General features: G+C 50.9%; 18 protein-coding genes. 14 read left to right on the top strand and 4 right to left on the bottom strand.

Annotated elements, in window-relative coordinates; all coding sequences use genetic code 11:
- Positions 1 to 602: GTPase Era (era, locus tag AB7S66_RS06085; protein ID WP_428518564.1), on the bottom strand; the 602-nt coding region annotated here is incomplete at its 3' end.
- Positions 603 to 757: 155 nt separating this feature from the next.
- On the opposite strand from era, the gene AB7S66_RS06080 reads away from it, so the two are divergent.
- The 3 genes from AB7S66_RS06080 to AB7S66_RS06070 are packed head-to-tail and all read left to right on the top strand — an operon-like array spanning position 758 to position 4611.
- Complete coding sequence (locus AB7S66_RS06080) at positions 758 to 1333, top strand: ATP-dependent Clp protease proteolytic subunit (RefSeq protein WP_428518565.1); 576 nt, start codon at positions 758 to 760, stop codon at positions 1331 to 1333.
- Between the two features lie 6 nt (positions 1334 to 1339).
- The gene (locus AB7S66_RS06075; RefSeq protein ID WP_428518563.1) at positions 1340 to 3568 is read left to right on the top strand and encodes an MFS transporter; all 2229 of its coding nucleotides are present in this window, start codon (positions 1340 to 1342) and stop codon (positions 3566 to 3568) included.
- 32 nt (positions 3569 to 3600) lie between these two features.
- The gene (locus AB7S66_RS06070) at positions 3601 to 4611 is read left to right on the top strand and encodes an endonuclease/exonuclease/phosphatase family protein (RefSeq protein ID WP_428518562.1); all 1011 of its coding nucleotides are present in this window, start codon (positions 3601 to 3603) and stop codon (positions 4609 to 4611) included.
- Positions 4612 to 4616: 5 nt separating this feature from the next.
- Here AB7S66_RS06070 and AB7S66_RS06065 read toward each other — a convergent pair whose 3' ends face one another.
- Positions 4617 to 5252: a redox-sensing transcriptional repressor Rex gene (locus AB7S66_RS06065; protein ID WP_428518561.1), complete on the bottom strand. Its 636-nt coding sequence runs from the start codon at positions 5250 to 5252 to the stop codon at positions 4617 to 4619.
- 177 nt (positions 5253 to 5429) lie between these two features.
- Here AB7S66_RS06065 and AB7S66_RS06060 point away from each other — a divergent pair, with 177 nt between their 5' ends.
- Genes AB7S66_RS06060 through AB7S66_RS06040 form a run of 5 tightly spaced genes read left to right on the top strand, consistent with a single transcriptional unit; the run spans position 5430 to position 10507 of the window.
- The gene (locus tag AB7S66_RS06060; protein ID WP_428518560.1) at positions 5430 to 5903 is read left to right on the top strand and encodes an NAD(P)H-dependent oxidoreductase subunit E; all 474 of its coding nucleotides are present in this window, start codon (positions 5430 to 5432) and stop codon (positions 5901 to 5903) included.
- 19 nt (positions 5904 to 5922) lie between these two features.
- Positions 5923 to 6543 (top strand): ATP-binding protein, encoded by a 621-nt coding sequence (locus AB7S66_RS06055; RefSeq protein ID WP_428518559.1) that lies wholly within the window; start codon positions 5923 to 5925, stop codon positions 6541 to 6543.
- A gap of 2 nt (positions 6544 to 6545) precedes the next feature.
- Positions 6546 to 6950 (top strand): (2Fe-2S) ferredoxin domain-containing protein, encoded by a 405-nt coding sequence (locus tag AB7S66_RS06050; RefSeq protein WP_117329133.1) that lies wholly within the window; start codon positions 6546 to 6548, stop codon positions 6948 to 6950.
- The gene (locus AB7S66_RS06045; RefSeq protein ID WP_428518558.1) at positions 6950 to 8737 is read left to right on the top strand and encodes an NADH-ubiquinone oxidoreductase-F iron-sulfur binding region domain-containing protein; all 1788 of its coding nucleotides are present in this window, start codon (positions 6950 to 6952) and stop codon (positions 8735 to 8737) included. Before AB7S66_RS06050 ends, AB7S66_RS06045 begins: the two co-directional genes overlap by 1 nt.
- Positions 8738 to 8758: 21 nt before the next feature.
- A complete protein-coding gene (locus tag AB7S66_RS06040) occupies positions 8759 to 10507 on the top strand; it encodes an NADH-dependent [FeFe] hydrogenase, group A6 (RefSeq protein ID WP_428518557.1) in 1749 nt (582 codons plus the stop codon).
- Between the two features lie 112 nt (positions 10508 to 10619).
- Here the strand turns inward: AB7S66_RS06040 and AB7S66_RS06035 are convergent, their stop codons facing one another.
- Positions 10620 to 12659, bottom strand: a complete 2040-nt coding sequence (locus AB7S66_RS06035) for a hypothetical protein (protein WP_428518556.1) — start codon at positions 12657 to 12659, stop codon at positions 10620 to 10622.
- Positions 12660 to 12743: 84 nt separating this feature from the next.
- Between AB7S66_RS06035 and AB7S66_RS06030 the strand changes: the two genes are divergently transcribed.
- Positions 12744 to 13289 (top strand): hypothetical protein, encoded by a 546-nt coding sequence (locus AB7S66_RS06030; protein ID WP_428518555.1) that lies wholly within the window; start codon positions 12744 to 12746, stop codon positions 13287 to 13289.
- Here AB7S66_RS06030 and AB7S66_RS06025 read toward each other — a convergent pair.
- Positions 13286 to 14329: a hypothetical protein gene (locus AB7S66_RS06025; protein WP_428518554.1), complete on the bottom strand. Its 1044-nt coding sequence runs from the start codon at positions 14327 to 14329 to the stop codon at positions 13286 to 13288. The genes AB7S66_RS06030 and AB7S66_RS06025 overlap by 4 nt on opposite strands.
- A 193-nt stretch (positions 14330 to 14522) precedes the next feature.
- Here AB7S66_RS06025 and AB7S66_RS06020 point away from each other — a divergent pair, with 193 nt between their 5' ends.
- The 5 genes from AB7S66_RS06020 to AB7S66_RS06000 form a co-directional block, all read left to right on the top strand.
- Complete coding sequence (locus tag AB7S66_RS06020) at positions 14523 to 15065, top strand: hypothetical protein (RefSeq protein ID WP_428518553.1); 543 nt, start codon at positions 14523 to 14525, stop codon at positions 15063 to 15065.
- 26 nt (positions 15066 to 15091) lie between these two features.
- Positions 15092 to 15943, top strand: coding sequence for a hypothetical protein (locus tag AB7S66_RS06015; protein WP_428518552.1), 852 nt, complete (start codon positions 15092 to 15094; stop codon positions 15941 to 15943).
- 78 nt (positions 15944 to 16021) lie between these two features.
- Entirely contained in the window at positions 16022 to 17266 is a 1245-nt protein-coding gene (gene pepT / locus AB7S66_RS06010) for a peptidase T (RefSeq protein WP_428518551.1), read from the top strand.
- Positions 17263 to 18237, top strand: coding sequence for a hypothetical protein (locus tag AB7S66_RS06005; RefSeq protein ID WP_428518550.1), 975 nt, complete (start codon positions 17263 to 17265; stop codon positions 18235 to 18237). Before pepT ends, AB7S66_RS06005 begins: the two co-directional genes overlap by 4 nt.
- Positions 18234 to 18600: hypothetical protein (locus AB7S66_RS06000; protein WP_428518549.1), on the top strand; the 367-nt coding region annotated here is incomplete at its 3' end. The genes AB7S66_RS06005 and AB7S66_RS06000, both read left to right, overlap by 4 nt.

Here is an 18600-nt window from a genome sequence, read left to right as displayed (position 1 = left end):
GTCACCAAGTTGATCGCCTTCTCACGGATGATCTCACTGATACGGAATTCAAGGTTCTGGTCGGTATAGGCATCGGCAGGGTAGAGTAATTCACCCTCTGGTGCATGCTTGAACAGCTCGATGAGGATCTCATCGACCCCTTCATCGAGTTTTGCAGAGGCTCCCAGTACTGTTTTCCCTGGCAACATCTCTTCAAGGAATGCCTGGGCTTCTGCTAATTCCTCTTCCTTCAGGATGTCACTCTTGTTGATGACACAGATGACCGGGGTTTGCAGTTTTGCAATATGGCTGGCGAGGGCTTTCTCCTCTTCTCCTGCACTGCGCTTGGCATCAAGGATATAGAGTACTGCATCGTTCTCCTCGAGGGTCTTCAACGCAGTCTCTTGCAGGCGCTTGTTCAATGTTTTTTCACTGAGGTGGAAACCTGGTGTATCGGTGAAGATCAACTGGCCTCTTTCGTCGGTATAGATACCCCTGATTGCATTCCTGGTGGTCTGCGGGGTACTGGCGGTAATGGAGACCTTCATCTCACAAATTGTATTGAGCAGGGTGCTCTTTCCAGCTGATGGTCTGCCGATAATGGCAACCGTAGCACATTTCATACACTGTTCTCCTAATTAATGGCCTCAGTATACTGTTTCATATCCTTTCTGCCTACATCTCCTCTTTCTTGCCTGCTATGCCTTTGCAAGAATGAGAGTATGTGTGTATACTTGCCTTGATGTTCTACATCAAAACCAGTTTGAGTGAGGGGCACATGCCACAAGAAGAAGAAAAAAAGCCTGCAATGCAGGATCCACAGATACAGGAAAAACTCCTAAAAACCCGTTCCATCCTACTCTCGGGAGAGATTGACAAGGAGATGGCAGAGTCAGTCATCAAGCAGATGCTCATCCTTGAAGGAGAGAGCGATGAACCGATCAAGATTTTCATCAACAGCCCCGGTGGGGATGTCGATGCAGGCTATGCAATATTTGACATGGCCCGTTTCATCACTGCTCCGGTAACCATGATCGGGATGGGCTTGGTGGCAAGTGCTGCCGCCTTGGTCCTTCTGGCTGTTCCCAAGGAGCAGCGTATTGCGCTCCCCAATTCCACCTACCTCATCCACCAGCCGATGAGCGGCATGAGAGGGGTTGCCACCGATATCGAGATTCACGCCCAGCATCTTGAGAAGCTGCGTGAGAAACTTGACAAGCTGATCGCACAGGAGACAGGCAAGAGCCTTGAGGAAGTGCGTAGCGATACCGAACGGGATCATTGGCTCAGTGCGGATGAAGCACAGAGCTATGGTCTAGTTAGCAGAATTGTGAAACAACGGAGTGAATTGTAACTACTCATGCCCAAGACAAGATTCCTCAGTGAAAAAGAAAAAACACTGGGAAGAAAACATATGTATCGCCAGGAGCTGTATAACGGTGTTGCCTACAGCCTCCTCGGCGATACAATTGTGTATTTGCTTGCAATTTATTTTGGAGCCAGCAACATCGCCCTCGGCTATATAGCCTCAGCAAGTTACATTGCTGGAATTGTGCTTCCCTTTGTCCCCCAGGTCTTCAAGGGAAGAAACCAGGTAAAGGTACAGACACTTGTATGGATTCTCCGTGGGCTTGTCTCCCTCGGGTATCTGGGGCTTTTCTTCCTCAGCGGGGACTGGGCAGTGATCCTCCTGCTCTCGGTTTACACCCTGTTCAATGTGTTCAGGATGATCGGTATCGCCCTCATCGACTCAACGCTCAAGAGCATCAGCAGTATTGCCAACCGGGGAAAGGTTGTTGCCAATGTGAATGCCGCCTACCAGAGTTCGTCTCTGGTGGTCCGCTGTATCTCCGCCTTGGTGCTGGGGATTGAACGGTTCAGTGGCTTGGTTGGCCTGGTGACCATGCAGATCCTTGGTGTGTTGGTGAACTTCATGGCAAGCCATGAGATGGCACGCATTCCCAGCCGCAGTACGGTTGATTACAAGAAAGGAAGAGGCGTATTTGTCCTTCTTAAGGAAGCTATGAAGCAGGATGCCTTCAGCAGAAGGCTTTACCTGAGATGGCTCTCCACAGCAGTGGCCGTTGTCTTTGCCCTTACCACCCCATTCCTGCGTATTGAACTGGGGCTGTCCAATTCTCTTGTGCTTGTCTATTCTGTTGTGCTGGGTATCTCGGTCATGGCTGCCAGCTTTATCAGCAAACAGTTCTCCGACCGGCTGGGCAGCCGCCCCTTGGTGCTCTTCTCCACGATATTCTCCCTCTTCTTTTTCATGGCCTGGGCCTTGATCACCCCAGAGGCAAACCCCATATGGTTTTTTGTCCTTGGCTTTTTCACCAACTTCTTCATTGCCCTGATCAGCATGCTCGTCTATCGCTTGATCACCCAGGTGATGCCTGATGATGAGACGGTTGCATTCAACTCGATGGTCAATTTCTTCATTGCCATCGTTGCTTTCTTTGTTGGTTTGATCAGTGGCCTTCTTGGAGATTTGGGACATATTTCCAGGGACCTGTTTGTGGTTAATGGGATAGCTGCCGGCAACGGGTACACCTTGGTGTTCGTCTTTGCCATCCTGCTTACCGCTGTGGAAATCCTGGTAGCTTCCCGGCTCCAGGAGTATGGCGCATACACCTCACAACAGGCAGCGCAAGTAATTTTCAGTATGCATGGACTCAGGGCAGTCTCCATGATTGAGAAGCTCGAGAGAACCCGGGATCCCGCCAAGCGTAGATTCCTGATGCTCTCCCTGGGGGGAAACCTGAACAATCTTGCCACCAGTGAGCTTCGTATGATTCTCCGCAGTCCCTTTTCTCCTGATAAGCGTGATGCAGTGAGAGCACTCGGCGACCGTCCACGGAAAGCCTTGCTCGATGACCTGATTATTCTTGCGCAGGATGATGACTCTTACGTCCAGCTTGATGCCATTGCCTCCCTGGGTGCGTACAAAAAGGAAGAGAAAGCAAAGAATGCATTGGTCAACCTTATGCTCCATGGTAGGTGGTCGTCGGTTCGTTCGATGGCCAGCAAATCCCTTGCCCATATCACCGAGGGTACCGAGTACCTGCCGCTGGTCAACGAGCTGAGCCACTCAGCGAAGCATATTGATGAGATAATCGACTATCTCATCGCCAAGCGTTTCATGGACAAGGAAGGAACGTTTTACCAGGAGTTCTTCATCTCGGTTGAGCAAGGAAGAAGTGCCACCTTCCGCCAGACCCGCTATGCGGTCATTGCCACCTTCCTGAAGTTCGGATCTCCCCAGCTTTCCCATCTGTATGAGCAGATGAATCTTGGGCACCCCAAGGACTTTCTCTCTCCCTTCCTCTCGGAGGCAAGGGACCTGGATCAGATCGACCAAGCATACAAGACTGTACTTTCCTACTTTGAAAAGAAGGAATGGGAGCCGCTTAGGTCCTTCTGCATGGATATCCTGGATACCAGTGATGTCTCGTTCGACCCTTGTTTTGAGAATCTCAAGCAGGGGTTGTTGAAAGCGAAGGAGATGGACATCGAAGCCTTCGATGAACAGGATGCGGTTGCCATGCTCTATTTCAGTTATTCACTTGGGAAAAACGCACAGAACTGAAGCAATAGCGGAACATCATGCTCTTAAGGAGCATGATGTTCTTATTGCTTACCATATCCTTGTTCCTGTTCTCTGGATGCGATGCAACCATCACACCGGATGAGAAGACATTTTCTGTGCTCTCCTATAATGTGCAGAACCTCTTTGATGCAAAACTTAACGGTTCTGAATATGAGGAGTACCAAGACCCGGACAGCTGGGATGAAGGTTCCTATCGTCTTCGACTCAAGACGCTTGCGAATGTACTGCTGGACCGTTCCCTCGCCCTGCCTGACATCATCGTACTGCAGGAGGTGGAAGGAGCCAATGTTGTACATGATCTCTTGTACCACCATCTTTCCCGCAAGGGATATCGTTGGTATGCGGTCAGCAAAGGAGAGGACAGCCCCATCGCAGTGGCCATCATCAGCAGGCATCCTGTCTCGGATTCTGTGGTGCATGCAGCCCCTGGGTGCCGGCCGTTCCTGGAAGCAACCATTGAAACCAGCAGGGGAGAGGTGGTGGTATTCGCCTTACATGCCAAGAGCAGGATTGGAGGCGATGAGGAGACCGAGGGGATGCGGATTGCCCTCTCAGGGGCTCTCTCGATGGCTGCAAAGGACCATGAAGGGACACTGACCTTGCTTTGTGGGGACTTCAATGAAAATCCTGATGCTGTATGGGATGCGGGAGGAAGGCAGACCGCCTTGGTTGATATCTCATATCCGCTGAGCAACCAATTCATACAGGATGGCTCCCTCGCTGTTACCGGTGCAAAGGACAAGGCCGGCCCCTCCCAATGGTATAGTCCGTATCTGGATTCCCAGAACGAGTTCCTTTCCCCTCCAGGCAGTTGCTGCTGGACGGGACAGTGGCACCGCTATGACCAGATACTTGGCAATGGCTACCTTTTTGATGGATTGGGCTGGGAGTATGATGCGTTCTCCCCCTGTGGGCTTCCCTCCCTTCTGAAGAGTGATGGTACCCCCTATGGGTGGGATTACAGGATAAAAAATGGGGTCAGCGACCATCTTCCGGTATTGCTGACCCTCACTCGCCGTTAGGCGCTTCAGCTGTTCTTGGGGAACTTCAACTCATAGAAGATCTGTTCCAGCTCCAGGGCAATGTTGATGTTGTGCACCACCGGGGATCGTCCATCTTCCAGTTTCTGTGCCTTGAGCGTGATGGGGCTGAAGTTCAGGATGCCCATGACCCCTGCTGCGAGCAACCGCTCAAAGCTATCCTGTGCAGCCTGCTCAGGAACGGTGATAATGCCTGCGGTAACCTCGAGTGCCTCGACAACCTCGTCAATCCTGCTGATCGGGTAGATGGGCACGGGATGCGATGCATCACTGTATACCAAGGGGTCACTGTCAAAGCCTGCGACTATCCTGATACCATCAGGCTCAAACCCATTGTAGTGCATCAAGGCCTTCCCGATCCTTCCACACCCTACGATGATGCAGTTCTGGCTGTCCCCTTTCCCGAGGATCTCACCCAATCCTTTAAGCAGCTCGTGGATCTCATACCCACCACGTTTCTGGCCATGAATGCCCAGCTGGGAGAAATCCTTGCGTACGATGGCCGCCGAAACGCCTGCTGCATCGGCAAGGTTGTGGGCAAACACTTTCTCAAGTCCGATGGTCTTGAGACGATTAAGCGAGCGATAGTAGCGAGTGATCCGTATCAGCTGGTCATTGTTCATGGTGGAATCTCCTATTTATGTGAAATAATGTACATTAACTCAAAGAATTGGTCAATATACTTCAAATAAAATCCTTTACTCCCTTGAAAAAAAGAGTTAATAGCGAAAATGATATGTACAAACTCTCTGGAAAAGTGTTAGGATACACCAAAACATAAATTGGGTACTGGAGGTTACATGTCGGACATTAATGAAGTCACGTTCTCACCCGAATTGGTGGCATTTATCAAGGAATGGAAAACCAAGCAGGGTAATCTCATTATGGTGCTCCACAGGGTGCAGCAAGAGCATGGCTACATCTCCCGCGAAGCGGCTGATAAGGTAGCAGAATTGCTTGATGTGCCTTTGGCAACCATCTGGGGTGTCGTAACATTCTACCACTTCTTCAAGCTGACCAAACCAGGCAAGCACAACATTCAGGTGTGCATGGGTACTGCCTGCTATCTCAAGGGTGGTCAGGCGATCATTGACGAGTTGGATAAGCAACTGAATTTGTCGGTAGGAGCAGTAACAGAAGATGGGCTCTTCTCCTTGGAGGCTGTGCGTTGTGTCGGTTGCTGCGGGCTTGCCCCGGTCATGACCGTTGGTGGAGAGGTTTTCGGTAAGGTCACCAAGGACCAGGTTGCCGGAATCATCGCGAAGTTCAGATAAAGGAGAGAGGTATCTCTCTATGCATATCTGCATCGATGACTATCTGCTGGATATCGTACAGAACTCGTTTGAGGCAGGCAGTTCCCTGGTTGAAATTACCTTTGCCGAGACGGGAACCAAGCTTTCCTGTGAGGTAAAAGACAACGGAAAGGGAATGAATGCAGAGATGCAGAGACGTGCGCTGGACCCGTTCTTTTCAGACGGGAAAAAGCACAAGAAGCGAAAGGTCGGATTGGGCTTGCCGTTTCTCGCTCAGGCCTGTGATGCCTGTGATGGGACCTTTGCCCTGCAATCGGAAGAAGGAATCGGAACCACGGTTTCCTTCTCATTCCGCCTGGACCACATAGACGCCCCTCCTATGGGGAATGTGGCGTCCACTTTCCTTGCTTTACTCACCCACCCTCTCTGTGAGGAGCTGGTGATTGAGCGGAGTTTGGAAACAGGAAAGGGTGGAGACCGGTATACGCTTCGGAAAAGCGAGCTTGAAGCGGTCCTTGGACCATTTCAGACCAGTGGAACATTGGCACTGCTCAGGCAGTACCTTGTCTCCCAGGAGGAAGAGCTGGAACAGTACCGTGAAGAGACTTTGCTGGATATGCACAGAAGAAATACGTCACCTTCCAGACAACAGGAGATATGAACATGGCTAAAATGACACTTGAAGAGCTGAGAAAGCTCCGTGAAAAGAAGCAGAATGAGATCCAGAAGCGCGATATCGAGGGCAAGGATGCCCGTATTATCGTTGGCATGGGGACCTGTGGTATAGCAGCCGGTGCCAAACCGGTACTTGATACCTTTCTGGAAGTCCTCGACGAGAAGAAAATTGACAATGTCTCGGTCACCCAGACCGGATGCATGGGACTGTGCTATGTGGAACCGACCATCGAGGTTATTGTTCCCGGTATGCCCGATGTCATTTATGGAAAGGTGGATGTGGAGACGGCACGCAAGATAGTTGAGCAGCATATTATCGGGAAGCAGCTGGTAACCGACCATATGTTCGATCGTCCTGCAGCTGACATCATCAAGAAGGATGGGGGTAAATAATGGCGTTCAGAAACTACATTTTGGTCTGTGGGGGAACAGCGTGTGAATCGAGCCGCTCGGACCAGATTTACCAGAACCTCTTAGAGGAGTGCAAGGCTCAGGGAGTTGCTGACGAGGTACAGATTGTAAAAACCGGATGTTTCGGTTTTTGTGAGCAGGGACCAATTGTAAAGATACTGCCAGAAGACTCCTTCTACGTGAAAGTAAAACCCGAAGATGCAAAAGAGCTCATCAGTGAGCACATCATCAAGGGCCGTGAAGTCTCCCGCCTGTTGTATGACAAGGAAGCAAGCCGGAAGAATGCGAAGGTGGAGGATATCAAATTCTACCAGAAACAGTTCAGGATTGTACTTCGCAACTGTGGATTCATTGATCCGGAAAATATCGATGAATACATCGCCCGTGATGGATACCAGGGCTTGGAGAAAGCTCTCTTTGAGATGACCAGCGAGGACATCATCGAGGAACTGAAAACAGCTGGGCTTCGTGGTCGAGGCGGTGCTGGCTTCCCGACATGGATGAAGTGGAACTTCTCCCGTCAGGCTGAAGGCGATACCAAATACGTCGTCTGCAATGCTGATGAAGGGGATCCGGGTGCCTACATGGACCGCTCCACGCTCGAAGGTGATCCACACAGTGTGCTTGAGGCAATGACCATCTGTGGCAAGGCAATCGGTGCAACCAGAGGGTTCATCTACATCCGTGCAGAATACCCCTTGGCCATCCATCGACTGGAAATTGCCATGAAGCAGGCTCGTGAATACGGCCTTCTTGGAGAGAACATCCTGGGCAGTGGGTTTGATTTCGATATTGAGATCCGCCTTGGAGCCGGTGCCTTTGTCTGTGGTGAAGAGACTGCACTCTTGCAGTCCATCGAAGGCAAGCGTGGTATGCCGCAACCTCGTCCTCCATTCCCTGCTGTAAAGGGACTGTGGGGCAAGCCGACAGTCATCAACAACGTTGAGACCTGGGCAAACATTCCCGTCATCATCACCAAGGGTGGCAACTGGTTCAGCAAGATCGGTACTCCTGACAGCAGGGGAACCAAGGTATTTGCCCTGACCGGTAAGATCCGTAACTCCGGTCTGGTAGAGGTCCCGATGGGTACAACCCTTCGTGAGATCGTATACGACATCGGTGGCGGAATTGCCAATGACAAGAAGTTCAAGGCTGTTCAGACCGGCGGTCCTTCCGGTGGTGTTATCACCGATACTGACCTGGATACCCCGATTGATTTCGGTTCCTTGGTCAGGATTGGTTCCATGATGGGAAGCGGTGGTATGATTGTCATGGATGAGGATGACTGTATTGTTGACGTTGCGAAGTTCTATCTGAACTTCACTGTCGATGAATCCTGTGGAAAATGCGCTCCTTGTAGAATCGGTGGCCGGTCCCTGACCAACATCCTGGAGAAAATCACTTCCGGCAATGGTACCATCCAGGACCTGGATACACTCGAGACCATCGGGGAGGCAATGAGAAAAGGTTCCTTGTGTGCTTTGGGGCAGACTGCTCCCAATCCGGTCCTATCAACGATCAAGCATTTCAAGGACGAGTATATGGCCCACATTGTGGACAAGAGGTGTCCCAGTGGTACCTGTAAGAAATTGGTCAGGTACTCGATCAATCCCGAGAAATGTATCGGTTGTACGGCTTGTGCACGAAAGTGTCCTGTTGCAGCAATCTCTGGCGAAAGGAAACAAGTTCACATCATTGACCAGTCCATCTGTACCAAGTGTGGTGTATGTATGGAAACTTGTAAGTTCGGCGCCGTTGAAATCCACTAGGATCAGGTTAGGAGGAATCAATTGAGTATCGTACATGTTAAGATAAACGGCATTCCCGTAGAGGTTGAAGCGGGGACCACTATATTGCTTGCAGCCCGGAAGGCCGGGGTGAAGATCCCGACCCTCTGCTACCATGATGACCTCAAGCCGTTTGGCTCATGTGGTCTGTGTATCGTGAAGCAGGAGGGAAGTGCAAAGATCCTCAGGGCTTGTGCTGCCCCTGTTGCCGAGAATATGAGCATCATTACCCACGACCAGGAGTTGTTCCAGGTGAGGAAGACCATCTTGGAGATGATCCTCAGCACCCACCCGTCCAGTTGTCTGACCTGCATCCGAAACGGAGAGTGTGAGCTGCAGGCATTGGCAGCAGAGTTCGGTATTCGCGAGCAGCCCTTTGAGGTACGCTTGAGTGACCGACCGAAAGATACCTCCTCTGCTTCCATCGTGCTTGACCCGGAGAAATGCATCAAGTGTGGACGCTGTGTCCAGGTCTGTCAGGATCTGCAGGGTGTCTTTGCCCTTGAGTTCATTGGTCGTGGCGATGGGACCTGCATGGCTCCCGCCGCCATGCTCAAACTTGACGACAGCCCCTGCGTACGCTGTGGACAGTGTGCTGCACACTGCCCGGTTGGAGCCATCTATGAGAAGGATGAGATTGCAACCTTCCAGGAGGCAATTGCTGATCCAGAGAAGCAGGTGGTTGTCCAGATTGCACCATCGATTCGCGTAGGTCTTTCCGAGTCCTTCGGGCTTCCTGCTGGCACGGTCACAACCGGCAAGATTTATGCCGCTCTTCGTAGACTTGGCGTTGCAGCAGTGCATGACACCAACTTTGGTGCCGACCTTACCATCATGGAAGAGGGAAGCGAATTGGTGCACCGGCTGACCAAGGGAGGAGCACTTCCCCAGTTTAGCTCCTGTTGTCCTGCTTGGGTTGACTATGTCGAGAAATATTATCCTGATCTTCTGGATATGCTCTCCAGTGCAAAGAGCCCCATGCAGATGGTTGGAGCAATTGAGAAGACCTATACTGCTGAGAAGCAGCATCTGGATCCAGCGAAGATGTTCACCGTTGCTATCATGCCATGTACTGCCAAGAAGTATGAGGCATACCGTGATGAGCACATGCGCTCCAGTGGCTATCAGGATGTAGATCTTGTGCTCACCACCCGTGAGTTCGCCCGCCTGATCAAGGCCACCGGTATTGATTTCCTCCATCTTGAGGAAGAGCAAGCAGACAATCCAATAGGAGAGTACTCTGGAGCCGGTACCATCTTCGGTGCAACAGGTGGTGTCATGGAAGCAGCGGTACGTACCGCCTACCATCTTGTTACCGGAAAAGAGCTGGAGAATGTTGAGGTTGAGGCAGTTCGTGGATTGAGTGAGATCAAGAAAGGAACCGTGGACTTCGATGGAACCCCGGTCCGAGTTGCTGTTGTTCATGGCTTGTCCCATGTTGCTGAAGTACTGGATGAGGTCAGGGCTGCCCGGGCGGCGGGCAAGCAAGCTCCGTATGAGTTCATCGAGGTAATGGCTTGCCGTGGTGGTTGTATCGCTGGTGGTGGTCAACCCTATGGTGCAAATGATGAGCTTCGTAAGATGCGAGCTGAAGGTCTCTACTTGGATGATAAGCAGAGCAAGGTCAGATGTTCCCACCAGAACGAGTCGATCAAGCAGTTGTATGAGGAGTTCCTGGACAAACCGCTCAGTAAAAAGTCTCATCATCTGTTACATACCACCTATCAGAAGATTCCTGTTTACAAGGCATGATAGTTGGCCAGTATCCAATTTGCCCGGCCCCCGACAGGCCGGGCTTCCTTATATATAGAGAGACCCGGATTGATCCGGGTCTCAATGTAGTAAGGTGCTCAAGAATCGAAAGTTAGGGAATGGCACACAGTAGCAGTGAATCATTCATATCAGAGACAATCGCCAGGTGTTCCTCACTGGGGGAGAGAGCCATTCTAGCCGGAGCATATTCACCGAGGGAACTATTCTCCAGGAAGAGCGGTCTGCCGAACCCATCAACAGAGAATGAGACGACGTTCTTACTGTTTTTTGCAAGTACGTAAAGCATGGTGTCATTCTCGTTTGATAGGAGTTGTGAGATTCCTTCCATTACCCCGATATCATTCTGGGATGAGGTATACACCTCCTTCTGGGTCCATACATTACTCGCATAGGCAAACCTTCCGATATCGTTATCCGTTGCATAGATGAGCTGATCATCATTGATGAAGTGCAAGGAAGCAATATTGTCCAGGTACGGCGTGTCAGCACTCTGGAAATGCTGGTCCTGTGCAAACAGGTCATCCATGGTGTTTTTCCGGCAGAGCTTGAGGTATCCAGTGCCCGTGTCTGCCAGTGCCGCACTCTGTGATCCTTCTGAGATGGCCAAGGCGTCAAAGACAGGCGGGTTGGAGAACCACCAAATATACTCACCAGGGTCAGCACTCTCAGGAGTCTGGGCATACAGGTTCGTCTGTACCACATGCGAAGCATCAGGTATCAAGCCATAAAGAATTCCTGTGCTTGCCTCCTTGCTGAGATGATGCAGGCTTGTGAAGGTTTTGCTTGAACTGCTGGTCGTGTAATACGTGTTGTTTCGTTCAAACTGTTTGGTGAGCGTTGCATTCTTTGAATCATAGAAATAGACGCTCAGGCTCGGAATGCTTGCATCAGCAATGGCAACAAGTTTCGTGAATGGATCGACATATATGTCGGTCACCTGAACAGCGTTGAAGCCATCGGTTGTGGTATAGGTGTTGACCACCTCCAGGGTATCACGGACAATTCTGCAGACTTGGATGGTCTGATGTTGGTTGCTGGCCAGCACCAACTTTCCATCGGGAAGGAATGCCACATGTGCATTTTTCCCGACATATAAGCCATCGGTAGTGTCCTCTACCAACCCGACGAGTTTAGGAACCCCCGCGGTTCCCTCGACAGCGGCTTTGAAAGTGATGCTGGCCGACCCAGTACTAGCCAGAAGTGCTCCTTTTGCAATGACATCCAAGCGATGTTGTCCGCTCTCAGGAGTGAATGTGCAGGAGAGGTCATTGCTTACTTCCTCTCCATCCAGGTACCAACTTACCTCTAGGCCTGTTTCATCTTGGGCAGAGAGTGTTGCAGTTGCCGGGACCTGCGCTTCCATGACTTCACTGATTCCTTGGATGCTGCACTCAACGGGTACCCCCAGGTTGTCTACCAGGGTAATGGTTGCTGGAATGTCCGCATACTTATCCAAGGTCAGCTCAATGGCTCCCTCGGTTGTCTTGTTACCCACTATCCGGATAACCTCTGCACATCCAGCGACCGATCTTGTCCCACTGTATAGTTTTGCTCTCAGCAAGTAGGAACCCGCGGGATAGGAACCGGTGAAAACAACAGAGCCGTTCTCCATGTTGTTCGTTGTTGGGGTCAGCGAGGTGATGGTACCTTCCGGGTCGGTAAGCCATACCTCAAGGCTGGGAGTGTTGATCTTGGTTGCATCCCACCCCAGGTGGATGTCCATCATGCCGTTACCACTGAGCGCGTCCAGCATGATCACTGTTTCCAAGGGATCCTTTGATAGGTTTACCGAGACAGAACCTGTGACAAGGTCGACGCCTTGGTCGTTCCTTCCCACGGCAGTGATATCCCAGGTGCCGATCAAGAGTCCATCGACATCGACGGTACTGGTATTGGACATGACACTGAAGGTGGTATCCTGTGGTCCTGTCCCTTCCACTACGTAGCGAGACACTTCCAGGGAAGTGTCATTTGGCAACAAGGTCTTCTCAGCTCCAGATTGCCTCTCCATGCTTACATGCAAGGAGGAGCGACCTGCGCTCTCTTCTTTGCATCCCCCAAAAGTAAAACACATGCAGCAACAAAGAAGGGGAATCCAAAGCCATCGTGAACATTGTGATATTCTGTTCATTGTAGCCTCCAACAAAGAAGAGGCGAACGGTAAACATTTGCTTCAAGGCTTTTCTTTTTTTCTTCGAGCAAGTACATTGGGGGCATGCAAGCATTAATCAAACTCATCCTATTGGCATTGACCTTCTTCCTGGTCTTTATCAATCCATCCTATATTGGGAAAGGGCTCTATTACTCTTTGTTCCCCCTCTTGTTCCTGTTGGTGTGGTTGTTCTATAGAATCACCTACTACGTTTCTGAAAAAGAGGTCCGTAAGGCTACTGATGAGGCATTTCACTACTCCCTGTTCTGTGCCATGGTTCCTCCACTGGGGGAAGGAGATCTGCTGAGAGGTAGATTGATCGTCACCAAGGATGCTGTGGTTCTCTATCGCAAGGATGGCAGCAACCCTGTTAAGGAGTCCTATCGTCTGGCCATCGCTGACATAGAGGGCTTTTCCATCGGAAAGGTGCTCTCTGTACGTAGTGGGATCACATTCAAGGCAAAAGGACAGGGTGAAGCAAAGTTTGTTGTCTCTCGTGCCCATGCAAAGAAAGAGGCTCTCACTGCAGCACTTGGCTGGAGTAGGCCTCATGGGAATATCGAGGTAGGAGAGGAAGCCAGTGGGGCTCCCTCTTTCAAGGATCTCTAGAAACTGAATCCAAATCCGATCCGCATTGGTTCAAGCTGGATGGATAAGTCACCGGTAGTGATGACCCATTGTGCCTGTACTCCTGCTTCGTAGAAGACGCGCATCCATTCAGTCAAAGCATAGGAAACACCTCCCTGGATCTTTCCCGTCACCCCAAACGCATTGCTTCCGCTGGATGGAATGATAACCGTCGGACCAAGGGAGACCGAGAGTGGGAAGGAGAGAGGTTTATCGTCACGCAGGTTCCACTGAGCCTTGCCCAATACGCTTATCTCATGATCGCCTTCTACATTCGCATATTCGAGGGTTCCTCCAAACGTGAAGGCTCCTTCTGCATGTCTGAGGAGGTCAACCTGGATATCGAAGCCTTTATCCGAACCAGGGAACTGATAGTCAAGGAATGAGACCGAGGAGTTGACCGACCATTGGAAAGCTTCCTCGTCGAAGGTGACAGCACTCGTGGCTGCTGAAGGTATACTAGGCTTGAGGACAACCTTCTGTGTTTCTTCTTCGGGCAAGGGCAGGGTCTCCTGCTCTTCTTTTTTCCTTGGTTCTTCTTCCAGTTCAAGGGCAGGAGTTGCTTTCTCCATCAGGCCTTTCTCATCCTGGTCTGTCCCTGCAACACGAGGAGGGGCGAATGGCACTTGTACCACCGGTCCCCTGGGCCGCGGAAGCTTGAGGATCCCGTTCTTGATCAAGGGGTCTACAGGTAGTGGCATCGGCTCAGTCACCTGTACCACCGATTGCTGAGCTTCCATCTTCATCACTGGCATATTTGGGGTAGGGGGTTCTTGGATGGCCTCCTCGGAATATTGCATAAGTTCCGGGGGGAGCCCTGTTGCTTGCTTTGGTTCAACATTTTGTGCAGGAGAAACCTGCGGTACCTGTATGGTCTCACGCTTTTCTGTTTGTTCACTGGTTGTCGTTTGTTCTGTTCGACTTTGTCCAGCCAAAGGTCTGAACCCCACATACCAGTAGGTACCTGCAGCCACAGTCAGGACAGCAATGACAATCAATACTACAGACCAAATCTTGTTCACAACAAACTCCTTACGATAAACTATAACAATAAAGATTATAGTTTGTGTACAAGTTTACCATGACTTGTAACTAGTAATGAGAAGAATTCCTGTTTTTCTTATGAAGAGGCACTCTCCTCCTATTTGATAGTACCCAATTTGGTGAATATCCCTGCTCATCACTCCGTGCTAGTTTCAGCATATGGAGGAATATGTGCGTACATTGATGATTCTTATCCCACTGCTCATCATCTGCAGCCCGCTCTTTGGGGCAGGACCTACCTTGTACTATTCTGTGGACAGCACACTCATCGATGCACTATGGACGGAAACGATACTCGCCCGTGTGGATGTTGGTCTTTCCCTTGATGAGCAGTTCGCCCTCCGCCTTCCTCTCAGTCTTGCCGCTGAGCGTGAGGTCGGAGGCCCAAGGTTATTGGAAACCGGCCTCTTCCTTGATTACTACCCCCTGGAGTGCGGGTTGCATCTCTCTGTTTCCCTTATCCAGGTAGGTTTTCTCTTCAATGATTGGTATGACGATGAGGAGGAATCCCTCCGCTTTCTCAATGAAATGGCATTTGGTTGGACTATCAACCCTTACAAGGGACTGCGTATTGAGCCGAGGGTGATCATACGTGACCCAAACGGAGTCTTCAGTTCAGCATACAAGACGCTCTCATTACGGTTTTCCCGCTATCCCATGATTCGGTTTTCCTTGCTTTTTGGGTGGTCTTTTACCCTGGAGCAAAAGAAGTAGAAAAAGATACAAGAGGAGGAAGGAACATGATAGGAAGAAGAATTGGTACCCAGGCTGTGGTATTGCTGCTCATTGTGCAACTCTCTGGTTGCTCCATGGGGCTGCAATCAGTAGAGAAACAGAAGATTTCGGATGACCAGCTCCTGCCAGCAGTCTCTGATATGATCGAACAACAGAAGGACGTTGTATGGCCATATCTGGAAGAGGAGATCAGTCGTGCACTTACCAAGAGCGAGCCCTCTGGTGAGCAGATTGTCAGCAATACGCTCTCTGAAGGTCAGGGAAGAGAGTATTTGGAGTTCTGTTATGCAGTAGGTGACCCCCAAGGGGAAGCGGATGTTGAAAAGGTGGTCTCATTTGCACACACATTGCTCAATGAAGAGGAACAGCAACAGCTGGACCAACAACTGGAACAGAGACGAGGATTGCTTCAGGCAAGAGGAGAGAACCTTGCACGGGGCTTGGCCCCCAGCCAGCGTGCAGCGTTCTGGAAAGATATGCAGAAGCTGGTGACCAGGACACTGGTACTCTTTACCACCGGTGTGGTCTACGCCTGCATCCCAAACACGGTCTTCTGGGGGAAAATCTCAGCGGCAACTGCCATTGCAATTGCCAGTGGTGTGGTCTCAACCACGGTCATGTCCATCTGGAGGTACTACCAATTCGGGGGAACTCCCGATGAAGCATTCGGCGATTGGCTGAAGACGGTGACCACGGAGCCAGAACTCTCCAGCGCCATGACAGCCAGTGTAATTTCTGTGGGAAAAACGTTGAAGCGGGGACCGGTTGTCACAGGAATCATCATCTGTGTATTTGCACTCTATAACGTGGTGGATATGGTCAAGCCAATGTTGAAGATCTATGACTTCACCATCTAAATCGTGTGGATTTTGTTGCCTGCAAGTCCACTTTGTGAAATACTGGGCATTGGAATACTCACAATGAAGGAGAGATCAATGCCCAATACATTTGCTGATGCCATACTGAACCGATTTCTGCGCTATGCAGTCATAGATACCATGAGTGATGACAAGAAAGTAGGAGAAAGACACCCCTCCACTGACGGCCAATGGGACCTGCTCAGGTTGCTGGAACAGGAGTTGCGTGATCTTGGGATCGAGGATATCCAGGTTGACGAGCATGGAGTGGTTATAGGAAGACTTCCCTCCAACATCGACCATGATGTCCCTGCAGTGGCCTTCATGGCCCATGTCGATACAGCCGATGATGTGCCGGGCAATGGGGTGAAACCCCGCGTCATCGCCTCCTATGATGGGAATGACATACCCCTGAACGAGGAACATACCCTCAAGGTTGAAGACAACCCTGAACTGTTGCGTTACAAGGGTGAGACGGTCATTGTCACCGATGGCAACACACTCCTTGGCAGTGACGACAAGGCCGGCGTGGCTGAGATCATGAGCGCAGCAGAGTATCTGCTCAGCCATCCTGAGATCAAGCATGGGGTGGTGGAGTTCATTTTCACCAGTGATGAAGAGACCGGTGCTGGGATGGATACGTTCCCGTACGATAAGATCACCTGTGACTACTGCTACACCATTGATGGTGGAAAGCGGTATGAGATTGAAAGTGAGTGTTTCAATGCTGCAACGGTGCGTGTCCATTTCAGGGGGGTGAGCTATCACTTTGGGGCTGCCAGGGGACGACTTGTCAACGCACTGACCATGGCTGCCTTCTTCGTCAATGCTTTGCCTCAGGCCGAGAGCCCGGAGGCCACCGATGAACGTTATGGGTATTACTGTGCACAGAGCATGAGCGGTACGAACACCGAGGTTGACCTCACCTTGTACCTTCGAGATTTTGACTTGGAGATACTCGACCGGAGAATTGAGGCGATCAAGCAGTTGGCGGCCGCCACAGAGGCTCTCTATCCAAATGGGGCAGTCTCTGTTGATGCAAAGCACATCTACTACAACATGGCACTGGTTGCAAAGAACAAACCGTTTGCCATGGAGAATCTCCTGAAGGCAGGGGATGAACTGGGATTCAAGCTTGAACAATCCCTGATCAGGGGAGGTACCGATGGCGCACGCATGGCCAACGAGAGAAACATACCCTGCCCGAACATCTTTACCGGTGGACACAATCTTCACTCCCAGTTTGAGTGGGCTGCCCTGCCGGCAATGGAGGATGCTGCTCGCCTGATCCTGAAAATCATAGAGGTTGGGGCTGCAACATGAGGCTCGCACTCTCTCTGTTGTTCCTTGTCCTTATCCTCTTCCCGCTCTCCTCGGCGCAGCTTGTCTTCAGTCATGATGCAACTGTTCCTCAGGAGGTGGTAGAAGGAGTGCAACGGGCACTTGAGAAAGCTCTTGTGGAGCGGTTGGACGAAGAAGGTGAGCTGGGTGCTGTTCTGGAAAAAGATGAGAGGGGAGAAGAGTATGTACTCTCCCTTTCCTACGGAGAGAGACAACTGACCTATAGGCTCCTTGGCGATGCCAGTGGGTATGAGAAGCGTCTTGTCACAGCACTCAATCACGATGGTCTTTCCCTGTTTGCATCCTTGCCTGATCTGAGCCTGACCTCCTTCTCTGGTCGTGGATTTGGGGCCAAGGTTGAGAATAATCCCTATGCAGAGGGAGATAGGTTCACTGTTTTGGATGCAAGGGGGAGAGCGCAGGGAGTAGTGGTGGTGAGTGAAGTCGCTGAGGAAGAAGGTGTGCTGTTACTCTCCCAGATTTCAGGGAAACCGCTCTTCTTGGGCATGGAGCTGAGGGAGAGGGGGAATAAGAGCGTGGCACTCTCTCTTTCACTCAACAAGGATAAGGTATCTTCTCTTGACCTTATCCATACCTGGCCGCTTCCCATGCATCCCTACGCTGTTCAATTTGGTCTCGGTGCAACAGCGACGAGTTGTATCTATGGAAGTATCGGGCTCTCCGCAAAACTACCACTCAGCCAGCTCTCATCAGCAATGAGCCCCCTGGTTCGAAGCCTCTCCCTTGACGCTTCAGCCTTGTTTTCTTCCGGGTATGATCAATCCAGGGAAGAACTGTTTTATCAGGCAACCGGTGAGTTGGGTCTCACATATTCCCTCTCTGCTTGGTCGTTCTCACTCTCAGTCGGGAACCGGGTCGCTGCAAACAATACAGCACTTCTTGAACAAGGGCTTTTCCTCAAGCTTACAACCGCGTACACTTGTACACTATGAAACGACTCTGCCTGAAAGCCTGTCTTGTGCTCTTCTTGAGTTTGATGCTTGTCTCCTGTTCCTCGCTCTCCCCGCTGGTAAGAGCGCAGGTAGAGGGGCTCCCTTCTTGGATATACTCACCTCAGCAGCGAAGTGGGGAGGTTGCCTTTGTGGGTAAGGGAACAGCTCCAGTCAACTATAATGCACGATTGTTGGCATACGAATCCATTTTGTACCAAATCTCCGCGTACGTAGGTGAGGATGTGTATGACATGTATTATCGTGAACTTACCACCACCAATGCCATAGCAGATTTCAATTTGACCATCGCAAGTGAATTTACCGTCAGTGAAGGAAGAGCAGGCTTCGATGTCTATCTACTCG

Source organism: Sphaerochaeta sp., assembly GCF_050178175.1.
Taxonomy (GTDB): domain Bacteria; phylum Spirochaetota; class Spirochaetia; order Sphaerochaetales; family Sphaerochaetaceae; genus Sphaerochaeta.
The sequence above is the reverse complement of the archived record's forward strand: the minus strand, read 5'-3'. Positions and strand labels throughout refer to the sequence as shown.

Bases quoted from the DNA above. Each gene is read 5' to 3' on its own strand.
- AB7S66_RS06070 (WP_428518562.1), top strand. From the start codon at position 3,601: ATGATGTTCTTATTGCTTACCATATCCTTGTTCCTGTTCTCTGGATGC.
- AB7S66_RS06005 (WP_428518550.1), top strand. From the start codon at position 17,263: ATGAGGCTCGCACTCTCTCTGTTGTTCCTTGTCCTTATCCTCTTCCCG.
- AB7S66_RS06055 (WP_428518559.1), top strand. From the start codon at position 5,923: ATGCATATCTGCATCGATGACTATCTGCTGGATATCGTACAGAACTCG.
- pepT (WP_428518551.1), top strand. From the start codon at position 16,022: ATGCCCAATACATTTGCTGATGCCATACTGAACCGATTTCTGCGCTAT.
- AB7S66_RS06075 (WP_428518563.1), top strand. From the start codon at position 1,340: ATGCCCAAGACAAGATTCCTCAGTGAAAAAGAAAAAACACTGGGAAGA.
- AB7S66_RS06065 (WP_428518561.1), bottom strand. From the start codon at position 5,252: ATGAACAATGACCAGCTGATACGGATCACTCGCTACTATCGCTCGCTT.
- AB7S66_RS06080 (WP_428518565.1), top strand. From the start codon at position 758: ATGCCACAAGAAGAAGAAAAAAAGCCTGCAATGCAGGATCCACAGATA.
- AB7S66_RS06030 (WP_428518555.1), top strand. From the start codon at position 12,744: ATGCAAGCATTAATCAAACTCATCCTATTGGCATTGACCTTCTTCCTG.
- AB7S66_RS06060 (WP_428518560.1), top strand. From the start codon at position 5,430: ATGTCGGACATTAATGAAGTCACGTTCTCACCCGAATTGGTGGCATTT.
- AB7S66_RS06015 (WP_428518552.1), top strand. From the start codon at position 15,092: ATGATAGGAAGAAGAATTGGTACCCAGGCTGTGGTATTGCTGCTCATT.
- AB7S66_RS06050 (WP_117329133.1), top strand. From the start codon at position 6,546: ATGGCTAAAATGACACTTGAAGAGCTGAGAAAGCTCCGTGAAAAGAAG.
- AB7S66_RS06035 (WP_428518556.1), bottom strand. From the start codon at position 12,659: ATGAACAGAATATCACAATGTTCACGATGGCTTTGGATTCCCCTTCTT.
- AB7S66_RS06045 (WP_428518558.1), top strand. From the start codon at position 6,950: ATGGCGTTCAGAAACTACATTTTGGTCTGTGGGGGAACAGCGTGTGAA.